Genomic DNA, 17,591 nt, shown 5'->3' on the forward strand with positions numbered 1-17,591 from the left:
GTGGACTGAGCCCAGTCTGTCAGATCGCTGCCTTAAACTCCCAGCAGACTCGCCGTTTTTCGTTGGAGAACCTTGTGCGACCCCACCTGCCGCTGGCCTTGGCCGCATCCTTCCTGTTCGCCGGCTGCGCCAGCGCGCCGTCCCATCCTGCCGCCACGCCCGCACCGCCCCCCGCAGCCGAAGCAGCCGCTAACGACAACCTCAACGCGGTGGCGTGGACGCAGACCGCGGTCGAGCATGACCTGATCTACATCCAGGCCTACCGCGATGCGCAATCGCAGCTGCTGGCGGCCCTGCATGACCCCAACTGGGATGCGTTGGCCAAGGAGGACCGCGTGGCGCCCACCACCGGCCTTCCGCCCGCGGTGGTATTGGACATCGATGAAACCGTGCTGGACAACTCGCCCTACCAGGCCCGCCTGGTGAAGAACGGCGGCACCTACGACGAGGCCAGTTGGGCCGCCTGGTGCAAGGAGCAGCGGGCCCGCGCCATGCCCGGTGCGCTGGCCTTCACCCAATTCGCCGCCGCACATGGGATCGCGGTGATCTACCTTTCCAACCGGGCCAAGGATCTGGATACGGCCACGCTCGCCAACTTGCGCCAGCTGGGCTTCCCCGTCTCCGGCGCGGATGCCTTCCTCGGCCTGGGCACGGTGGAGCCTGGCTGCGATCAGGTGGGCACCGAGAAAGGCTGCCGGCGCCAGCTGGTGAGCCGCAAATACCGCGTGCTGATGCAGTTCGGCGACCAGCTGGGCGATTTCGTGGACGTGCTCGCCAATACCGAGGCCGGCCGCAAGCAAGCCATTGCCGGCTACATGGACTGGATTGGCACCCGCTGGTTCGTACTGCCCAATCCCACCTACGGTTCATGGGAACCCGCGCTGTTCAACAACGACTGGAGCGCACCGGCGGCGGAACAACGCCAGCAGAAGCTGGATGCTCTTCGTTACAATTAATTCAAAAACAATAAGTTAAGAAAAATAAGAAAAGTATTGTCTTAAGTTTAACGCCCAAGTAATATCTATCCCGCCTACCTGCTGCTGACCTCAAGTTTCCGCAGGCAAGGCCATTTCCCTTCCGGCTTTGCCGGATTGCCCCGTGAGGCTCGCGCCCGCGGGGTTTTTCTTGCCTTTTGCGATCATCCCGATCCCGAAGAACGCACAGGCATCCATGCAGGGCTGCACTTGTTCCTGGCCTTTGCGACCGTCCCTACGCGAGCGCCGAACGATGGCCGCCCGGAGTTGCCTTCCCCTATGTTGCCCGCAGGTTCCTGCGGACGGCTCTTGTCCGCTACTTGCCGCGCCCCTACCCTGACCAGCCGCGCCGCCCGTCTGGCGCCCATGCGAGACCTGCCCATGCGCTCCCGTTCCCTTCGTCGCACCCTGCTGCCCCTGCTCGCCGCGCTGGTGCTGGCCGCCTGCCACAACAAGGACGAAGCCACGCAGGTCGGCGGCAGCACGCCGGAAGCGGCCGTGCAGGGTTCGATCGACCTGCTGAAGGCCGGCGACTTCAACGGCCTGTGGAAGCACGTCCTGCCGGCGGCCGACTACGCCACCCTGCGCACCGACTGGAGTCGCCACAACGCAAACCGGCCGCCGGTCAGCGCCACGGACAAGGCGCGGTTCAACGCCGCCGTGCAAAAACTCACCGGCCCGGATGCCGAAACCAAGCTCTACGCCGAAGTGCGGCCCAAGCTCGACCAGATGCAGCAGCAATACAAGGATCAGCTGCCGGTGCTGGTTGCCATGGGTGGCGCTTTCCTGAAGAACAACGTGGCGCAGAACCAGACCCTGGACAGCGAACAGAAAGCACAGGCAGACAGCCTGGTCGACGTGCTGACTCCATGGGCGCAGCAGGCACCGTGGTTCGACCAGGCCAGGGCAAAACAGGCCGTGGGCGTACTGGTGGCCACCGCGCGCAAGCTCGACCTCAAGAGCCCCGAGCAGCTGCGCAGCATGGATTTCGACACCGCGATGACGCAGTACGCCAGCGGCTATGCCGGCCTCAAGCAGGCGCTGGCGATATACGGCCTGTCGGTGGACGACGCGCTGGCCTCGACCCGGCTCAGCACCGTTTCCAACCAGAACGGCCGCGCCGTGGTGAAGATCGACTACACCCTGCTTGGCAAGCCGCTCTCCGCCGAAACCACCTTGGTGCAGCAGGATGGACGCTGGTACAGCGAATCGCTGGTCGACAACGTGCGCAAAGCACACGAGCAGTTGCAGCAGCCGGCGACGACCGGCAGCGCGTCCGCACACTGACGCCGCGGCCTTCCCGCATTTGCCGCGAGAAGAAAATCGCCCCACCACACGCCCAGGCATGGTTTCATGGGCCAGCCGGTAGAATAAGCGGATGCAGAACATCTCCCACGCGGATCTTTCCCGTCGCCGCGCCCCCTGGTGGTTCCAATTGGCCGGGCAGCTGTTGCAGCCCTGGGTACGCCTGCGTCGCGACCCGGCCGAACCTGCCACCTTGCTCAAGGCCGGCGTGCCGGTGTGCTACGTGATCGAGCGCGACGGCTTTTCCGACGCGCTGATTCTCGACCGCGCCTGCCGCGAGGCAGGCTTGCCCAGCCCGCTGCAGCCGCTGGCCGGTACCCGCCGCAAGCGCTCGGTATTCGCGCTGATGCGTCGCGACGGCTGGCTGTTCGGCCGCAAGCGCCATCGCTCCCCGAACGAACCGCTCGGACAGCTGGTGCATTCGCTGGAGGGCCTGCCGGATCGCGACATCCAGATCGTGCCGGTGTCGATCTACGTAGGCCGCGCACCGAACCGCGAGTCGGGTTGGTTCAGTGTGCTGTTCTCCGAAAACTGGGTGATGGTGGGCCGTTTCCGCCGACTGCTGGCGGTGCTGCTGAATGGCCGCGACACCACGGTGCATTTCGCCGAACCGGTATCCCTGCGCGAAGTATTGGCCGAATCCGGGGAACTGGCGCCGCCACGCTTCGCACGCAAGCTGGCGCGCGTGCTGCGCACCCATTTCCGGCGCATTCGCGCCGCGGTGATCGGACCCGATCTTTCGCATCGCCGCACGGTGGTGGACGACGTGCTGCGCGCCGAACCGGTGCGCGCGGCGATCGCCGCCACCGCCGTCAAGGAGAAAATCAGCGAGGCCAAGGCCACGCGCCGCGCACAGAAGATGATGCTGGAGATCGCCGCCGACTATTCGCACCCCGTCGTGCGCTCGGTGTCGTTCCTGCTGTCGAACTTCTGGAACAAGCTGTACGACGGCATCGCCATGCACCACTTCGACAAGGCCCGCGCCGCCGCGCCTGGCTACGAAGTGGTGTATGTGCCCAGCCACCGCAGCCACGCCGACTACCTGCTGCTCTCCTACCAGTTGCACATGTCCGGCGTGGTACCGCCGCACATCGCCGCCGGCGTCAACCTCAACCTGCCGCTGATCGGGCCGATCCTGCGCCGCGGCGGCGCCTTCTTCATGCGCCGCACCTTCAAGGGCAACGCGATGTACTCGGTGATCTTCAACGAGTACATGGCGCAGCTGATCGACCGCGGCGTGCCGATGGAGTACTTCGTCGAAGGCGGCCGTTCGCGCACCGGGCGCCTGCTGGCCCCGCGCGCCGGCTTGCTGGTGATGACGGTTCGCGCCTTCCTGCGCGCGCCGCGCCGGCCGGTGTTGTTCCAGCCGGTGTACATCGGCTACGAGAAGCTGATGGAAGGCAAGAGCTACGCGGGCGAGCTCAGCGGCCAGCCCAAGGAGAAGGAAACACTGTTCGCCCTGTTGCGCGGCATCGGCGGCCTGTTCAAGCAGCGCTACGGCCACGTCACGATCAACTTCGGCGAGCCCATCGAGCTGACCCCGCTGCTGGACGCGGCCAGCAAGGACTGGCGCAGCGCCAGCGCCGACCCCGACGCGCGTCCCGAGTGGCTGGGCGGCGCCGTCGACCAGCTGGCCGAGCGCATTCAGGTCAACGTCAATCGCGCCGCCGACGTCAATCCGATCAACCTGCTCGCGCTTACCCTGCTGGCCACGCCCAAGCACGCGATGGCCGAGAACGACCTGCTCGCGCAGCTCGAACTCACCAAGTCGCTGCTGCTGGAGCTGCCCTACTCCGACCGCGTCACCATCACGCCGATGGATCCCGCCGGCATCATCGCCTACGGCGAGCAGATGGGCTGGATCCGCCGCATCAAGCACCCGCTGGGCGACGTGCTGGACGTGGAGGCCGAGCAGGCGGTGCTGCTCAGCTACTTCCGCAATAACGTGCTGCACCTGGTCGCCGTCGCGGCGTGGGTGGCCTGCTGCTTCCTCAACAACCGCCGCGTATCGCCCGCCTCGGTGCAGCGGCTGGGCCGCGTCATCTACCCGTTCCTGCAGGGCGAGCTGTTCCTCGCCTGGGACGAGGAAGGCTTCGCCGCGCAGTTGCGGGCCACCATCGATTTCTTCGTGCGCCGCGGATTGCTCGAAACCACCAGCGACGGCAACCTGCTGGAACGCGCGCCGGGCCAGGACGACAGCGCCTACCAACTGCGCATCATCGCGCGCAGCCTGATCCAGGCCTTCGAACGCTACTACATCGCGCTGGCCGCGCTGGCCAAGCACGGGCCGCACGCGCTCACCGCCGCCGAGCTGGAGAACACCTGCACGCTCACCGCGCAGCGGCTCTCCCTGCTCAACGAGCTCAACGCACCGGAGTTCTTCGACAAGGCCTTGTTCCGCGGCTTCATCCAGAAGCTGCGCGAGCGCCGCGTGGTGTGGACGGACGATGCCGGCAAGCTCGATTTCGACAACGCGCTGGACGAGATGGTGCGCGATTCCCGCGTGATCCTCTCACGCGAGATGCGCCACTCCATCCTGAAGGTCACGCCGGGCGGCGAGCGCGACCTTGCTGCCGAGGAGGCCGCACCCGTATCCGCGCCGCCCGTCGATGCCGCCACGGAACTGCACCAGCGCCACGTGGAAACCGAACACGCGAGCCATCGCACTCACCACGACGAGAGCGCTCCGAACGCAGACGAAACCGAAGGTTCGCAGCGCGACCTGCCGCTGTGATGTCCCCTCTCTACCATTGCGCGACGCCATGAACGAACAGCCCACCACCCATTTCGGTTTCCGCGACGTGCCCGTCGCCGACAAGCAGAAGCTGGTCGGCGAGGTGTTCACCTCGGTCGCCCGCAGCTACGACCTGATGAACGACCTGATGTCGTTCGGCGTCCATCGCCTGTGGAAGCGCCATTTCGTCGCGATCAGCGGCGTGCGCAAGGGCGACCGCGTGCTGGACCTGGCCGGGGGCACCGGCGACATCGCCGCGTTGCTCAAGCCCGTGGTGGGCGAGCAGGGCGAGGTCGTCGTCGGCGACATCAACGCCGCCATGCTCGGCGTGGGCCGCGACCGCCTTACCGACCGCGGCCTCGTCGCCGGCCTGCGCTGGGCGCAGTTGAACGCCGAATGCCTGCCCTTCCCCGACAACAGCTTCGACGCCGTGACCATGGCCTTCGGCCTGCGCAACGTCACCGACAAGGACAAGGCGCTGGCCGACATCTGCCGCGTGCTCAAGCCGGGTGGCCGTGCGCTGGTGCTGGAGTTCTCGCGCGTGCAGAACGAACTGTTCGGCAAGCTTTACGACTTCCACTCGTTCAAGGTGCTGCCCAGGCTCGGCCAGCTGTTCGCCGGCGACGCCGACAGCTACCAGTACCTCGCCGAATCCATCCGCAAGCATCCCGACCAGCAGACGCTCAAGGGCATGATGGAACGCGCCGGCTTCGGCCGCGTGGAAGTGCGCAACCTCTCCAACGGCATCGTGGCGATCCACCGGGCGTACAAGTTCTGAACCGCGATCCGTAGCCCACGCAGCAACGCAGCGACGTCGAGCGAAAGGAAGTGACCCGATGAGCAACAACGCCACGCAACTCGAGCGCCTGACCTTCTTTTCCGACGCCGTGTTCGCCATCGCGATCACGCTGCTGGTCATCGAGATACACGTACCCCATCTCGGCGTGACCGACGACCGGGCATTTCTCGCCGCGCTCGCCGCCCTGTGCCCGAGCATTTTCGGATTCGTCCTGAGTTTCCTGGTAATCGGCGCGCTATGGGCGGCGCATCACCGGGTGTTCGGCATGCTGGCCGGCTATGGCAGCGGCGTGATGCTGCCGAACATGCTGCAGTTGATGGTGATCGCCTTCATGCCGTTTGCCACGGCATTGATGAGCGCGAACCCGCAGTCCCGGGTAGCGGAGATGTTCTACGCGGCAACGCTGCTGCTGGTCGCATTGACCCAGCGCTGGCTGTTCGGCTGCGCACTGCAGGCAGCATGCCTGCAGCCGAAGCTGGGCCCCGTGGACGTCGCCAGCGCGCTGGGGCGCGCCTGGGGCTTGCCCGTGGCAGCGGGACTGTCGCTTGCACTGGCATGGTTCATCCCTGCATGGAACAACCTCGCGCTGCTGGGTATTCCGCTGTTGACGCGGCTGTTTGCGCATCTCGCCCGCGTCCGGGCGGAAAATTCACGGATGGTGCCGACCGGGGGCGACCCCGAGGCGCCCATCGCGCAAGGCATCCCACCGCATGAACCCGTCGCCGCCCCCGATGCCATCGCGTAGCCCGTTCGCCGCGGCCACCGCCCTGCTGGGGTGGTTCGCGCTCGCATTGCAACTGTGGCTGTCGATCCAGCTGACGGTAGCGAACGGGCAAGGTGCGCTGGCCGGGGTGTGGATCTATCTCGATTACTTCACCATCCTCACGAACATGCTGGTGGCGATGGCGCTGACGGCGGCCGCACGTGGGCCGCACGGAGCGGCCAGCCGCTTCTTCGCTCGCCCCGACGTGCAGACCGCCGCCGCGATGAGCATCATCATCGTCGCGCTGGTCTACAACCTGATGCTGCGCCAGCTGTGGCAGCCGCACGGCTGGCAGATCGTGGCCGACAACATGCTGCACGTGGCGATGCCGGCATTGTTCCTGCTGCATTGGTGGCTGGCGGTACCGAAGGAAACGCTGCGCTGGCCGCAGGCATTCGCCTGGCAGGCTTACCCGGCCGCGTACTTCATCTACGTGCTGATGCGTGGCGCGGCGGATGGCCGCTACCCGTATCCGTTCCTCGACGTCGGCGCGCTGGGCTACCTGCGCGTGCTGGTCAACGCCTGCGCAGTGCTGCTGGCATTCGTCGTGGTCGCTCTGATGCTGATCGCGCTGGGACGCTGGCAGGCACGACGATCCGCGCAAGCACCAACCTCGCGGCCAGGGCAGCCCTGACCGCGAGGCAGCTCAACCCGCCGTACGCAGATCCTGCAGCCACGTGCCCGCACGACGCACTTCGTCCTCGTGCTCGGGATCGCGCCACGATTCCACCAGCGCCGCCTCGTACCACTCGCGCATCGCGGGCAAATCGAGCAAGCGCTGCGCATAAGCCATCGATGCCGTGCCAAGCTGCAAGCCATAGCTCTGGATGCGGAATGCCACCGGCGCGAAGAACGCATCGACCGTGCTGAACTCCGCACCGGCGAGGAAGGGACCACCGAAGCGCGCCAACCCTTCGTTCCACAGCTCGTCGAGGCGGGCCAGATCCTTGCGCAGCGCATCGCTCGGCGCATCCACGCGCACGCGAACGCCGCAGTTCATCGTGCAGGTACTGCGCAGGGCGGCGAAGCCGGAATGCATTTCGGCGGCGGCGCAGCGCGCCCATGCACGCGCCTGCGGATCGTGCGGCCAGACACCGGCGTGCCGTTCGGCGAGATATTCGGCAATCGCCAGCGAATCCCACACCACAGTGTCGTCATCGCGCAGGCAGGGCACTTTTCCGGTGGGAGAGAACGCGCGGAACGTCGTCCAGTTCGCGCCGGCGCCACCGTCGAAAGGCACCAGCTTTTCCGCGAACGCGATGCCGCGCTCGCGCAGCAGCACCCACGGCCGCAACGACCACGAGGAGTAGTTCTTGTTGGCGATGTAGAGCTCGTACACGTTGCACTCCTCGGTGGATGGTCTGGACGATACGGCTGGTGCCGCAAGGCATGACTACATCAGCCGCGCCCTGCCGGAGACGCGAATGGAGCTGCCCGGCTCCGCTGGGATCTCGGCTCTGAGTCGCGAGGGGCAGCCCATGTCCACTCCCTGCAGCACCTCGATGTCGCCACCGTGCGGCCAGCCGAGGTCGCGCAGGTAGCCGGCGAAGGCCGCGGTCGCGGCACCCGTGGCGGGATCTTCGTAGACACCACCGGAGGCGAAGGGATTGCGGGTGTGGAAACGCCGCGGTGTCTCCGCATGGGCGAGCAGGATGGTGACCAGCCCGGCACGGCGCATCAAGGCGCGGCCGGCGTCCAGTTCGTAGGCCATCGACGCCAATGCTTCGCGGCTGCGCAAAGCCAGCGCCAGATGATCCGCGCCACCGTGGACCAGCGCGGACGGCAAACGCGGGTCGAGATCCGCACGGGTGTAGCCGAACAGTGCCAGCGCCTCGTCCACCAGCGCCTGCGGCGCGGGTGCGCTGCGCGTCGGCGGCGATTGCAGCGCCGCGCTCAGCACTCCGCCCGTGCTGCAGCCCTCGACGGTGATCTTCGCCTCGTTGAGGATCAACGCGAACACACCGTCACCCTGCGCGAGCGCCAAGGCCGCGCCCAGCGCGATGGTGGCGTGGCCGCAGAACGGCACCTCGGATTCGGGCGAGAAATAACGCACCCGCCAGCCATCGTCCTGGCGCGCGGCAAAGGCGGTTTCCGAAAAGCCGACCTCGGCGGCGATCCGCTGCATCGTCGCCGCGTCCGGCAATGCATCGGCAATCAGCACGCCGGCGGGATTGCCGCCGCCATCGCCATCGGCGAAGGCCGCGATGCGCATGACCTCGGCGCCGCTCATGCCGGCTCCGAAGCGGCAACCGGCGCGGGCACCGCCCGGCGCCGCGCATTCGCCAGCACCACGCCACCGATCACGATGGCGCCGCCTACCAGCACCATTGCGCCGGGCACTTCGCCCAGCCACACCCAGCCGATCAGGATGGCGATGGGCGGCGAGAGATAGATGAAGCTGGACACGCGCGAGGCGCTGGCGCGATGCACCGCCACGTTCCACGCCAGGTAGCCGATGAAGCTCGGCGCGATGCCCAGCCACAGCAGCGCGGCGATATGCGACCACGGCGCCGCTGCCAACGCCCGTGGCAGACCGCCCGCGAAGGGCAGGCAACCCAGCGTGCCGGCAAAGAAGGTGAAAGCGGTGACCGCCAGCGTGCTGGAGCGCGCGAACAGCGGCTTCTGCCCCACGAAATAGATCGCCGAGGCCAGCACGCACACCAGCACCAGCAGTGCCTTCGGGTCGGCTTCCACTTTCTGGCCGCTGGCCAGCACCACCAGCACCGTGCCGATCAGCGCGATGGCTAGACCGATCCAGGTGCGCAGGCTCAGGCGCTCGCGCAGCCAGAGTGCCGACAACGCCGCGGTCGCCGCGGGCACCAGGCAGATGATGATGGACGCGGTACCGCTGGCTATGCGTGTTTCCGCCCAGTTGAGGCAGACGTGGTACGTCGTGAGCCCGATCAGCCCCAGCACGAACAGCTGCGGCCAGTCGCGCCGTGCCGGCAGCGATACGCGCTTCACCGCCAGCAGCGCGGCAAAGCACAGCGAGCCGATGGCGAGTCGCGAGAACGCCACCTCGCCGGGCGTGAACGAAGCCAGCGCGTAGGCGATTGCCGCATAGGCGGACGACCAGGTAATCAGCGCAATGGCGATGCAGATCAGGGCGCGGGTATCGAGGCGCTCGGTGGCGCTCATGGGTGAAAGTTCCTGCAATGGGGAGTGCGCATCCTAGTCTTGCCGGCGATGCCGCGGAATAATGCATCGACAGGCCACCACGATGTTTCGCCGTCGATCGAAACAAAAACCGGAGCATGCCGCCTTGGAATCGAAACCCGAACTGGACGCCAAGGACTGGCAGTTGCTGGAAGCCCTGCAGCGCGACGCGCGGCTGGGCTACGCCGAGCTGGGCCGCAAGGTGAAGCTCTCCGCGCCAGCCGTGGCCGAACGCGTGAAGCGGCTGGAGGATGCCGGCGTGATCAGCGGCTACCGCGCCGTGGTGGAACCGAAGCGGCTGGGCTATCGCATCGAGGCGATGGTGCGGCTGCGCTGCGACGGCGGCATCTGCGCGCGCATCGGACCGATCGTCGCCGACATCCCCGAAGTGCTGGATTGCCGCCGCCTGGCCGGCGAGGATTCCGCCCTCCTGCGCGTGGTGGCGATGTCCATCAACCACCTCGAAAGCGTGCTCGACCGCCTGCTGAAGATCCACTCCAGCATCAGCACCACCACCCTGGTCGTGCTGCAGGCGCCGCACGCCAACCGTGCGGTCACCCGCGCGATGTGGGATGCCGCGCGCAAGCTGCCGTTGGATTGAATAACTGCAGGAGGTTGTGTCACGCATCGCACATCCCACGTGTGCAAGACCACACGTCCCGTCGGGCGGGCATACTCTTCAACTTGATATCCACGAGCGAATCGCCATGACCGAGAAGCTGCCGCCTTCCGCACCTTCCGACACCAACGACGCGCCTGCCGATCCGGCCAGGCGCAAGCTGCTGGGTGGCATTGCGCTGGCCGGCGCCGCGCTGGCCGTGGGCGGCCGCCAGGCCTCCGCGAGCGGACACGGCGCCATTGCCGCTGGTACGGCCGACGAGGCGCTGGACGCTGCGTTGCGCAAGCACATCAAGCACGTGGTGGTGATCTACGCGGAGAACCGCAGCTTCAACAACCTGTTCGGTGGTTTCCCCGGCCTTGCGCAACCCCTGGCTGCACTGAAGCCCGAGCAGTTCCTGCAGCGCGACCGCGACGGCAAGCTGCTCGACACCCTGCCGCCGATCTGGCACGGCCTGGTGCCGCACAAGCAAACCCTGGGCGGCCGCGAGTACCAGATCGCCGAGGACGCGATCCACAACCTCGCCAACGCGCCCTTCGCCTTGCACACGCCCGAAGGCGAGCCGCTGCCGCATGCGCTGGTCACGCGCGACCTGATCCACAGCTTCTACAACAACCAGCTGCAGATCAACGGCGGCAGGAACGACGGCTTCGTGGCCTGGGGCGACAGCGGCGCACTGGTGATGGGCCATTACGCCACCGGTGCGGAGAACTTCGCGCTGTGGCGGCTGGCACAGCAGTTCACGCTGTGCGACAACTTCTTCATGGGCGCTTTCGGCGGCTCCTTCCTCAACCACCAGTACCTCGTCGCCGCGCAGCCGCCGTTCTTCCCGAACGCCGACAAGACACCGGCCCAGTTCCAGATCACGCAATTGGAAGACGACGACATCATGGGCATCCGCCCGAAGCTCGCCGACGATTCCCCCGCCAGCGCGATGCAGGGGCGGCCGAAATTCGCTTCGCGCATGGCGCTCACACCCGACTTCTGGGCGGTGAACACGATGGGTCCGCCGTATGCTCCGGCCTTCACCAAGGATCCGAAGAACCCGCTGCTGGCCGATCCGGCCGATCCAAGCACGCTGCCACCGCAGGTGCATGCCAACATCGGCGACCGGCTCAGCGCGGCGAACGTGGCGTGGGCCTGGTACGGCGGCGGCTGGCAGCTGGCGCTGGACGGCCAGGGCGTGCGCGGCTCGCACGATAGTTTCCCTTACGGGCCGAATTTCCAGGAGCACCACCAGCCACTCAACTACTTCCAGTCGTTCGCGCCCAGCACCAGCGCGCGCGCGCAACACCTGCGTGACGGCGGCGTCGGCGGCGACGCGGCCACCAACCACTTCATCGCCGACATCGCGAGCGGTGCGCTGCCCACGGTGGCGTTCTACAAGCCGCAGGGCGACCTCAACATGCACGCGGGCTATTCCGACATCGCCGCTGGCGACGCGCACATCGCCAGCGTCATCGAGGCGCTGCGGAAGAGCCCGCTGTGGTCGCAGACCATGATCGTCGTCACCGTGGACGAGAACGGCGGCTGGTGGGATCACGTAGCACCGCCCAAGGGCGACCGTTGGGGACCGGGCACGCGCATTCCCGCGCTGGTGATTTCGCCGCATGCGAAGAAAGGCCATGTCGACCACACCATCTACGACACCGGCTCCATCCAGCGTTTCCTCAACCGCCGTTTCGGGCTGGAGCCGTTGCCCGGCATCGTGATGCGCGACAAGGCGATGCGCGCTGCTGGCGGGCAGGCGCCGGGCGACCTCACCGCGACGCTCGATTTCGCCCGCGGCTGAGCGCACTGACGGGCTCCAAGTTCAGCAGCGACGCATCCACGCCGTCAGATCGGCCAGCTGACATACCACCGCTTCGGAAGCGGCGCGATCGGGCACGATGTTGGCGTTGTTGAAGCTGCCAGTCGCTGATCATCTGTGGCAGCAAGCCATTGCTGCACGGAACCTCGGCGAGCCCGCGGCATTCGCGGCGCACGACGACGGCTGTGCGACTGCGTGATGGCCTACCATGGCGACGGAATCATCCTCGACGCGAAATACCGCCATGCGCGAGCTTTACCCCGAAACCGAACCCTTCCGCACGAGCCGCTTCGCCGTGGATGAGCGCCACACGCTGCACGTGGAAGAGTGCGGCACGCCCGGCGCGCTGCCAGCGGTGTTCCTGCATGGCGGTCCTGGCGCGGGCATCGCACCCTACCATCGCCGCTTCTTCGATCCGAAGCGCTGGCACGTAGTGCTGTTCGATCAGCGCGGCGCGGGGCAGTCCACGCCCTTCGCGGATCTCATCGACAACACTACCGCGCACCTCGTCGCCGATATCGAGGCATTGCGCGAGGAACTCGACATCGAGCGCTGGGTGGTGTTCGGCGGCTCGTGGGGCTCAACGCTGGCGCTGGCTTACGCCGAGGCGCATCCCGAGCGCGTGCTGGGACTGGTGTTGCGCGGCATCTTCCTCGCGCGCGACGAGGAATTGCGCTGGTTCAACGAGGCTGACGGCGGCGCGCGCTTCATCTTCCCAGAGCGCTGGGCACGCTTCCGCGACTTCATCCCGGCCGCCGAGCGCGGCAACATGATCGAGGCGTACTGGAAGCGCCTCGATGGCGACGACGAGGCATTGCGCCTCGCTGCGGCGCAGGCCTGGAGCGAATACGAAGGCGGCAGCACGACCTTGCTGCACGACCCCGATGCGGCGGGCGACTTTTCCGAGCCGCACAAGGCGGTAAGCCTCGCGCGGCTCGAAGCGCATTACTTCCGCCATGGCATGTTCCTGGAAGCGGACCAGCTGCTGCGCGATCTGGCCAGGATCCGCCACATCCCCGCCACCATCGTGCACGGCCGCTACGACATCATCTGCCCGGTGAAGACTGCGCTCGACCTGCACGCGGCATGGCCGGAAGCGGAATTGCGCATCGTGCTTGCCGGCCATAGCGCCGCCGATGCGGCCATCGTCGATGCGCTGGTCGAAGCCACCGACAAGCTGGCGGACCGCTACGGCTGACCCGGCGCCCGATCCGCGGACGGCTTCTTGCGCCGACCGCCACCGGTGCGCGCGGGCTTTCGGACACCGGCCGCGCCGTCGGCATCGCCACCGGCAGCCGCGCCACCCAGTTGCTCCATCCAGGTAAGCACATCGGTGTACGCGATGAAATGTTGCAGGTACCCGGGCGAGACTTCGCGCATCAGCGTCATGGCGCGATAGGTCAGCACGCTGGAATGCAACGGGCCGGCATCTTCGGACAACGAATCCAGGCATTGGCGCAGCAGGCTGTCGATGCGGATGCGGCTCCACAATTGCTGGAACTCGTCCAGCACCGGCATCGGCGCGGTGTCGATGACCGGCGCTTGCTCGCCGGCTTCCGCGGCCTGCACCACGGAAGCGGCTTGCGGGTTGGCATCCAGTCGCGGCGCGTTGGCGAACTGCCCCAGGAGTTGCTTCAGCGGGCTCTCGCCTGGATCCTGCGTTGGCTTGGTCGCGGGCGGACTGGCAAGCAGAACGGCATAGGCCCCGGCCAATTCCTGCAGACGTGCATGCAGCCGCTGCCGCACCGCCCCGTCGTGGCGTGCGGCGCGCTGCGCCAGTGCGACCATCAAGGCGAAGCGCAGCGGGTCGGTGCGGTCCGCGCTCTGCTGGCGCCAGGCATCGAGCTGTGCGTGGAGACCGGCCAATTCAGCGTGCATCGGCCTCGCCGCCCGACGTATGGCGCGGGATCGGTGCGATTTCCACGCGCCGGTTCTTCGCACGGCCGGCTTCGTCGCTGTTGGAGCCAACCGGCTGCTCGGAACCGAACGCCGCGGCGAATACGGACGAAGACGGCACGCCGTCGGCGATCAGCGTGCGGGTGACGGTGAGCGCACGCGCAGCCGACAGCTCCCAGTTGTCGGCGAAGCGCGGATTGGCCGCGCGCACCGGCTGGTTGTCAGTGAAGCCGCTGACCATCAGGAGCTCGTCGCGCGCTGAAAGGTAGTCGCGCAACGGGCCGGCGATGCTTTGCAACAGTTCGCGACCCTCGGGCTGCAGTTGATCGGAGTTGAGCGCAAACAGCACGTTGCCGCTGATGCCGATGCGGCCGTCGACCACGGTCACGCGACCGGCCGCCAGCGGCGCGGCCAATGCCTGTTCCAGCGTCTTGAGCCGGGCGGCCTCGGCCTGGCGCTGCTTCACCTCCGCATCCAGGCGCTTGTGCAGCAGCAGCTGGGTGCCGATGACGCTGGCAAGCATCAGCACGAACACGCCCAGCAGCACCGACATCAGGTCGCCGAACGCGGCCCAGGTGGTGGCGCTGGACTCGGCATCGAATTCGATCTCGTCGCTCATGCGCCGGGTCCTGCGCCATCGCGGGCGCCGCCCAGCTGTTGCAGTTCGCCGATGATCTGCTTCTGCGAGAGCATGCTCAGTTCGATCACCTCGCGCGCCTGCGCCACGTAATAGGCCAGCTGTTCGTCGCTGCGCGTCAGCGACTTGTCCAGCGCCGCCTCGATGCCTTGCAGCCGCTCGTTCAATGCATCGGTGGTACCGCCGAACAACTGCACCGCAGCGCCAAATGCCTCGCCCAGGCTGGCCACTTCCGCCGCACTGCCGGTGACGTGCGCAGCGGCTTCGTCGAGCCTGCCGGCTTCGCTTTCGATCTGCGCGGTGAAACGGCTGCCGACGCGCTCCAGCAGATCGGCCGAGGTCGCGACCAACGCGTCGATGGCACCGCGCTGCTCGGTGGAAGCATGGTTCACTGCGTTGAGCAGGGTTTCCACCGTTTCCAGCAGGCGACCGCGTTCTTCCAGCGTGGCGGTATCGCGCACCATGCTGTCGGAAAGCTTCTGGCGCAGCTCGGCCACCACCTCGGCAGCGGCGCGCGGCGCCTCGGAAGCCGTGGAGACCAGTTGCGCGATCTCGGCCAGGGTATCGCGGGCCCGCGCCTGCGCTTGTTCGCTCATGTTCCGCGCGGTCATTTCCAGCGTGGCGCAAACCTGCTGCTGGTGCGCCGCCACCTGTTCGTTGCCCTGCTCCCAGCGCTGGCCGAATTCGCCGGTCAGCGCGGCAAAGGCATCGCGCCATTGCGCAAGGCGTTCGGCGTCGCGCGTCTCCAGCGCATCCTGCAATTCGCCGTGCGAACGTTGCAGCGATTCGATCATCGTGTCGCTGCGTGCGGCGAAGGCCGACTGCAGATCGCCATACGATTGCTGCAAGGTCTCGATCAATGCACGGGAGCGCTGGTCGAAGCCGGCCGACGCGGCCGCCCATGCCTGTTCGTTGCGCAGGGCCAGGACATCGTGCGCCTCGTGCTGGCGGCCAAGCGCGCCGTTCCACGCGGCTGCGTTGCGGGCCACGCTGTCCTCCAGGCGCCCAGCCACGCCATCGACCAGCGCCGCCGAACGCTGCTCGAACGTGGCGGAAAATTGTTCCAGCGTCTGCCGCAAACCGTCCGTCAACGCCGCGTTGCCACGCTGCTGCTCGGCGACGGCGGTGCTCCAGCTTTCGCGTGCCGCACCGGCCGCACCCTGTACGGCGCTGGACAGGCCATCGAGTTGCTGACGCACCGCTTGTTCGACGGCCGCATGCAGGCGCCCGGACTGCTCGGCCAATCCCGCCATGGTGGTGTCCACCACCGGCTGCAACGCTGTGCCTACGGCATGAGCCTGCAGGGCGATGCCATCGTGCAGCGCCTGCCGCAAGGTCGCGGCCAATTGGCTGTAGGCGGCTTCGGTGCGCTGGTGGAATGCCTGCTGGCCGGCATGCAGGCGCTCACCCGAAGCCTGCTGCTGACGCTCCAGCGTCTCGGCCAGCGTGCCCAGGCGTTCCACCAGCGCCGGCATCAGCGCGTTCTGCTCCTGCAACAAGCGGAAAGTTTCGCGGTGCTGTGCGGCCTGCGAGCGATGACTCAAATGCGCGGCAATGGCGGCGTCCAATTGCTGCACGACCTGCGCGCGCTCCCGCCGCATCAGCGCCGACAACAGACCCAGCGCCGCCGAGGTCGCCACGCCGGCAATCGAAGTGCCGAAGGCGAAGCCCAGGCCCTTGACCGGTGCAGCCAGCGAACTGCGTATGGCTTCCAGGTCGGTGGCGCTCTCCAGCGCCAGACCGGTACCGCGCAGCGTGGCCATCATGCCTAGCAACGTGCCAAGCATGCCAAGCAATACCAGCAGGCCTACCAGGTAAGGCGTCAGCGCGGGCGCGGGCAAGCCGACACGTTCGCCCTCGATGCGCAGCCGGACACCATTGCGCAGGCCCGGCTGCAAGCGACCCAGCCAGCCACCAAGATCGGCATCGGCCTGCTCGATGGACGGCAGCGCCTGCGCCAGGGTAGCCGTGGCCTGGTGGTAGCGCAGCAGCTCGAACGCTCCGGCGAGATAGCAGGCGGCGATCAGCGCGGCGACGGCAGCGGCCAGTGGGTGGTTGCCGAGATAGCCGATGGCGACCCAGCACACGACCAGCAGGCCGGCCAGGAACACGAAGGGAGCAAGGGGATTTCTGGACATGGGCGTCTATCGGCTACACAGCGCTGCAAGCAGGCCGTCGATGGGATGGAAGCGAACCTCCAGTTCGGCCAGCAGCGCCATGCGCATGTCCTGGCGGAACCGCACCAGCCATGGGCCGGCAGCAGGAGTCGCGGGGATGTCGTCCGGCGTGTCGACGCCGGTGTGGAGCGAAGCGCCGCCATCGCGCAAACGCTGGTAGTGCAAACCGAGCAGACCGGGGACTCTCGCCAGCAGCATCAGCTCGCGGGGACTGAGCGTGGCCTCCATCACCGCGTCGACTTCAGCCAGCCGCGCCCTGGTCGGCGACTGGCGAGCGAGCAAGTCGCGCAGGCGCCCACGCAGCAGGCCGGTGGCCGCCTGCATCGCACGCTGCGCGGCCACGCAGTGCCGCCGGTAGGGCAAGTAATCCGCATCGACATCCTGGCCACTGGACGGGGCGAGGTCGATGTCGGCATCGATGACCTGAACCAAGGTGTGGCGTACGCGTGCGCACTCGGCGTCCTGGGCGTCGTCGAAACCGTCGCCCGTGTCCGCCGCATCGGCTTCGGCGACGGAAGGGCTGCCGTCCAATGCATTCGACAGGACGAGAGCGCGGTTCCAATCGAACCACTGGGCCAGCCGCTCGGTCAGCACCGGCGGCGTGCGTGGAAGGTCGGCATCGCTGAAGCGGGCCAGCAGGCGAATGAACGCCGGGCCCAGCACGGGCGCCCGTGTGGAAGCTTTCGCCATGGATCCAGACTGAAAATGGTGCATTTTACAC

General features: G+C 67.2%; 17 protein-coding genes. 9 read left to right on the top strand and 8 right to left on the bottom strand.

Annotated features, from left to right (window positions below; genetic code table 11):
* The first annotated feature begins 74 nt into the window (after positions 1 to 74).
* Positions 75 to 956 (top strand): HAD family acid phosphatase, encoded by an 882-nt coding sequence (locus IHE49_RS05630; protein ID WP_192155763.1) that lies wholly within the window; start codon positions 75 to 77, stop codon positions 954 to 956.
* A gap of 90 nt (positions 957 to 1,046) precedes the next feature.
* On the opposite strand, the gene IHE49_RS18585 is transcribed toward IHE49_RS05630, so the two are convergent.
* On the bottom strand, positions 1,047 to 1,172 hold the full coding sequence (locus IHE49_RS18585; protein ID WP_255523411.1) for a hypothetical protein: 126 nt from the start codon (positions 1,170 to 1,172) through the stop codon (positions 1,047 to 1,049).
* A 183-nt stretch (positions 1,173 to 1,355) separates the two neighbouring features.
* On the opposite strand from IHE49_RS18585, the gene IHE49_RS05635 reads away from it, so the two are divergent.
* From IHE49_RS05635 to IHE49_RS05655, 5 genes are all read left to right on the top strand, one after another.
* Complete coding sequence (locus IHE49_RS05635) at positions 1,356 to 2,261, top strand: hypothetical protein (protein WP_192155765.1); 906 nt, start codon at positions 1,356 to 1,358, stop codon at positions 2,259 to 2,261.
* Positions 2,262 to 2,352: 91 nt separating this feature from the next.
* Positions 2,353 to 5,013 carry a glycerol-3-phosphate 1-O-acyltransferase PlsB gene (gene plsB / locus IHE49_RS05640; RefSeq protein ID WP_192155771.1) on the top strand — a complete coding sequence of 887 codons (2,661 nt, stop codon included), beginning with the start codon at positions 2,353 to 2,355 and terminating at the stop codon, positions 5,011 to 5,013.
* A 28-nt stretch (positions 5,014 to 5,041) separates the two neighbouring features.
* Entirely contained in the window at positions 5,042 to 5,791 is a 750-nt protein-coding gene (ubiE, locus tag IHE49_RS05645; protein WP_192155773.1) for a bifunctional demethylmenaquinone methyltransferase/2-methoxy-6-polyprenyl-1,4-benzoquinol methylase UbiE, read from the top strand.
* Positions 5,792 to 5,849: 58 nt separating this feature from the next.
* Positions 5,850 to 6,557, top strand: a complete 708-nt coding sequence (locus IHE49_RS05650) for a TMEM175 family protein (RefSeq protein ID WP_192155775.1) — start codon at positions 5,850 to 5,852, stop codon at positions 6,555 to 6,557.
* On the top strand, positions 6,544 to 7,209 hold the full coding sequence (locus tag IHE49_RS05655; RefSeq protein ID WP_192155776.1) for a Pr6Pr family membrane protein: 666 nt from the start codon (positions 6,544 to 6,546) through the stop codon (positions 7,207 to 7,209). The genes IHE49_RS05650 and IHE49_RS05655 overlap by 14 nt, the downstream gene beginning before the upstream one ends.
* Before the next feature lie 12 nt (positions 7,210 to 7,221).
* Here IHE49_RS05655 and IHE49_RS05660 read toward each other — a convergent pair whose 3' ends face one another.
* Genes IHE49_RS05660 through IHE49_RS05670 form a run of 3 tightly spaced genes read right to left on the bottom strand, consistent with a single transcriptional unit; the run spans position 7,222 to position 9,713 of the window.
* Positions 7,222 to 7,914, bottom strand: a complete 693-nt coding sequence (locus IHE49_RS05660) for a glutathione S-transferase family protein (protein WP_192155777.1) — start codon at positions 7,912 to 7,914, stop codon at positions 7,222 to 7,224.
* Positions 7,915 to 7,968: 54 nt separating this feature from the next.
* Positions 7,969 to 8,805, bottom strand: coding sequence for a PhzF family phenazine biosynthesis protein (locus IHE49_RS05665; RefSeq protein WP_192155778.1), 837 nt, complete (start codon positions 8,803 to 8,805; stop codon positions 7,969 to 7,971).
* On the bottom strand, positions 8,802 to 9,713 hold the full coding sequence (locus IHE49_RS05670) for a DMT family transporter (protein ID WP_192155780.1): 912 nt from the start codon (positions 9,711 to 9,713) through the stop codon (positions 8,802 to 8,804). The genes IHE49_RS05665 and IHE49_RS05670 overlap by 4 nt, the downstream gene beginning before the upstream one ends.
* 124 nt (positions 9,714 to 9,837) lie before the next feature.
* On the opposite strand from IHE49_RS05670, the gene IHE49_RS05675 reads away from it, so the two are divergent.
* From IHE49_RS05675 to pip, 3 genes are all read left to right on the top strand, one after another.
* The gene (locus IHE49_RS05675) at positions 9,838 to 10,332 is read left to right on the top strand and encodes an Lrp/AsnC family transcriptional regulator (protein ID WP_192155782.1); all 495 of its coding nucleotides are present in this window, start codon (positions 9,838 to 9,840) and stop codon (positions 10,330 to 10,332) included.
* Between the two features lie 106 nt (positions 10,333 to 10,438).
* Entirely contained in the window at positions 10,439 to 12,142 is a 1,704-nt protein-coding gene (acpA, locus tag IHE49_RS05680) for an acid phosphatase (RefSeq protein WP_192155784.1), read from the top strand.
* 262 nt (positions 12,143 to 12,404) lie between these two features.
* Positions 12,405 to 13,358, top strand: a complete 954-nt coding sequence (gene pip, locus IHE49_RS05685; RefSeq protein WP_192155786.1) for a prolyl aminopeptidase — start codon at positions 12,405 to 12,407, stop codon at positions 13,356 to 13,358.
* Here pip and IHE49_RS05690 read toward each other — a convergent pair.
* From IHE49_RS05690 to IHE49_RS05705, 4 genes are read right to left on the bottom strand one after another with little or no spacing between them, the layout of a single operon-like run.
* Positions 13,349 to 14,038, bottom strand: a complete 690-nt coding sequence (locus IHE49_RS05690; RefSeq protein WP_192155788.1) for a DUF2894 domain-containing protein — start codon at positions 14,036 to 14,038, stop codon at positions 13,349 to 13,351. The genes pip and IHE49_RS05690 overlap by 10 nt on opposite strands.
* Positions 14,028 to 14,675 (bottom strand): OmpA family protein, encoded by a 648-nt coding sequence (locus tag IHE49_RS05695; RefSeq protein WP_192155790.1) that lies wholly within the window; start codon positions 14,673 to 14,675, stop codon positions 14,028 to 14,030. Before IHE49_RS05695 ends, IHE49_RS05690 begins: the two co-directional genes overlap by 11 nt.
* A complete protein-coding gene (locus IHE49_RS05700; RefSeq protein WP_192155792.1) occupies positions 14,672 to 16,831 on the bottom strand; it encodes a DUF802 domain-containing protein in 2,160 nt (719 codons plus the stop codon). Before IHE49_RS05700 ends, IHE49_RS05695 begins: the two co-directional genes overlap by 4 nt.
* Positions 16,832 to 16,837: 6 nt before the next feature.
* Complete coding sequence (locus tag IHE49_RS05705) at positions 16,838 to 17,560, bottom strand: DUF3348 family protein (RefSeq protein ID WP_192155794.1); 723 nt, start codon at positions 17,558 to 17,560, stop codon at positions 16,838 to 16,840.
* Positions 17,561 to 17,591: the final 31 nt, after the last annotated feature.

This window comes from Rhodanobacter sp. 7MK24, from assembly GCF_014842995.1.
Lineage (GTDB): Bacteria > Pseudomonadota > Gammaproteobacteria > Xanthomonadales > Rhodanobacteraceae > Rhodanobacter_A.

Excerpts from the sequence above, each read along its gene's own strand:
- IHE49_RS18585 (WP_255523411.1), bottom strand. The coding sequence starts at position 1,172 with ATGGATGCCTGTGCGTTCTTCGGGATCGGGATGATCGCAAAAGGCAAG.
- IHE49_RS05635 (WP_192155765.1), top strand. The coding sequence starts at position 1,356 with ATGCGCTCCCGTTCCCTTCGTCGCACCCTGCTGCCCCTGCTCGCCGCG.
- plsB (WP_192155771.1), top strand. The coding sequence starts at position 2,353 with ATGCAGAACATCTCCCACGCGGATCTTTCCCGTCGCCGCGCCCCCTGG.
- ubiE (WP_192155773.1), top strand. The coding sequence starts at position 5,042 with ATGAACGAACAGCCCACCACCCATTTCGGTTTCCGCGACGTGCCCGTC.
- IHE49_RS05650 (WP_192155775.1), top strand. The coding sequence starts at position 5,850 with ATGAGCAACAACGCCACGCAACTCGAGCGCCTGACCTTCTTTTCCGAC.
- IHE49_RS05655 (WP_192155776.1), top strand. The coding sequence starts at position 6,544 with ATGCCATCGCGTAGCCCGTTCGCCGCGGCCACCGCCCTGCTGGGGTGG.
- IHE49_RS05665 (WP_192155778.1), bottom strand. The coding sequence starts at position 8,805 with ATGAGCGGCGCCGAGGTCATGCGCATCGCGGCCTTCGCCGATGGCGAT.
- IHE49_RS05670 (WP_192155780.1), bottom strand. The coding sequence starts at position 9,713 with ATGAGCGCCACCGAGCGCCTCGATACCCGCGCCCTGATCTGCATCGCC.
- acpA (WP_192155784.1), top strand. The coding sequence starts at position 10,439 with ATGACCGAGAAGCTGCCGCCTTCCGCACCTTCCGACACCAACGACGCG.
- pip (WP_192155786.1), top strand. The coding sequence starts at position 12,405 with ATGCGCGAGCTTTACCCCGAAACCGAACCCTTCCGCACGAGCCGCTTC.
- IHE49_RS05690 (WP_192155788.1), bottom strand. The coding sequence starts at position 14,038 with ATGCACGCTGAATTGGCCGGTCTCCACGCACAGCTCGATGCCTGGCGC.
- IHE49_RS05695 (WP_192155790.1), bottom strand. The coding sequence starts at position 14,675 with ATGAGCGACGAGATCGAATTCGATGCCGAGTCCAGCGCCACCACCTGG.
- IHE49_RS05700 (WP_192155792.1), bottom strand. The coding sequence starts at position 16,831 with ATGTCCAGAAATCCCCTTGCTCCCTTCGTGTTCCTGGCCGGCCTGCTG.
- IHE49_RS05705 (WP_192155794.1), bottom strand. The coding sequence starts at position 17,560 with ATGGCGAAAGCTTCCACACGGGCGCCCGTGCTGGGCCCGGCGTTCATT.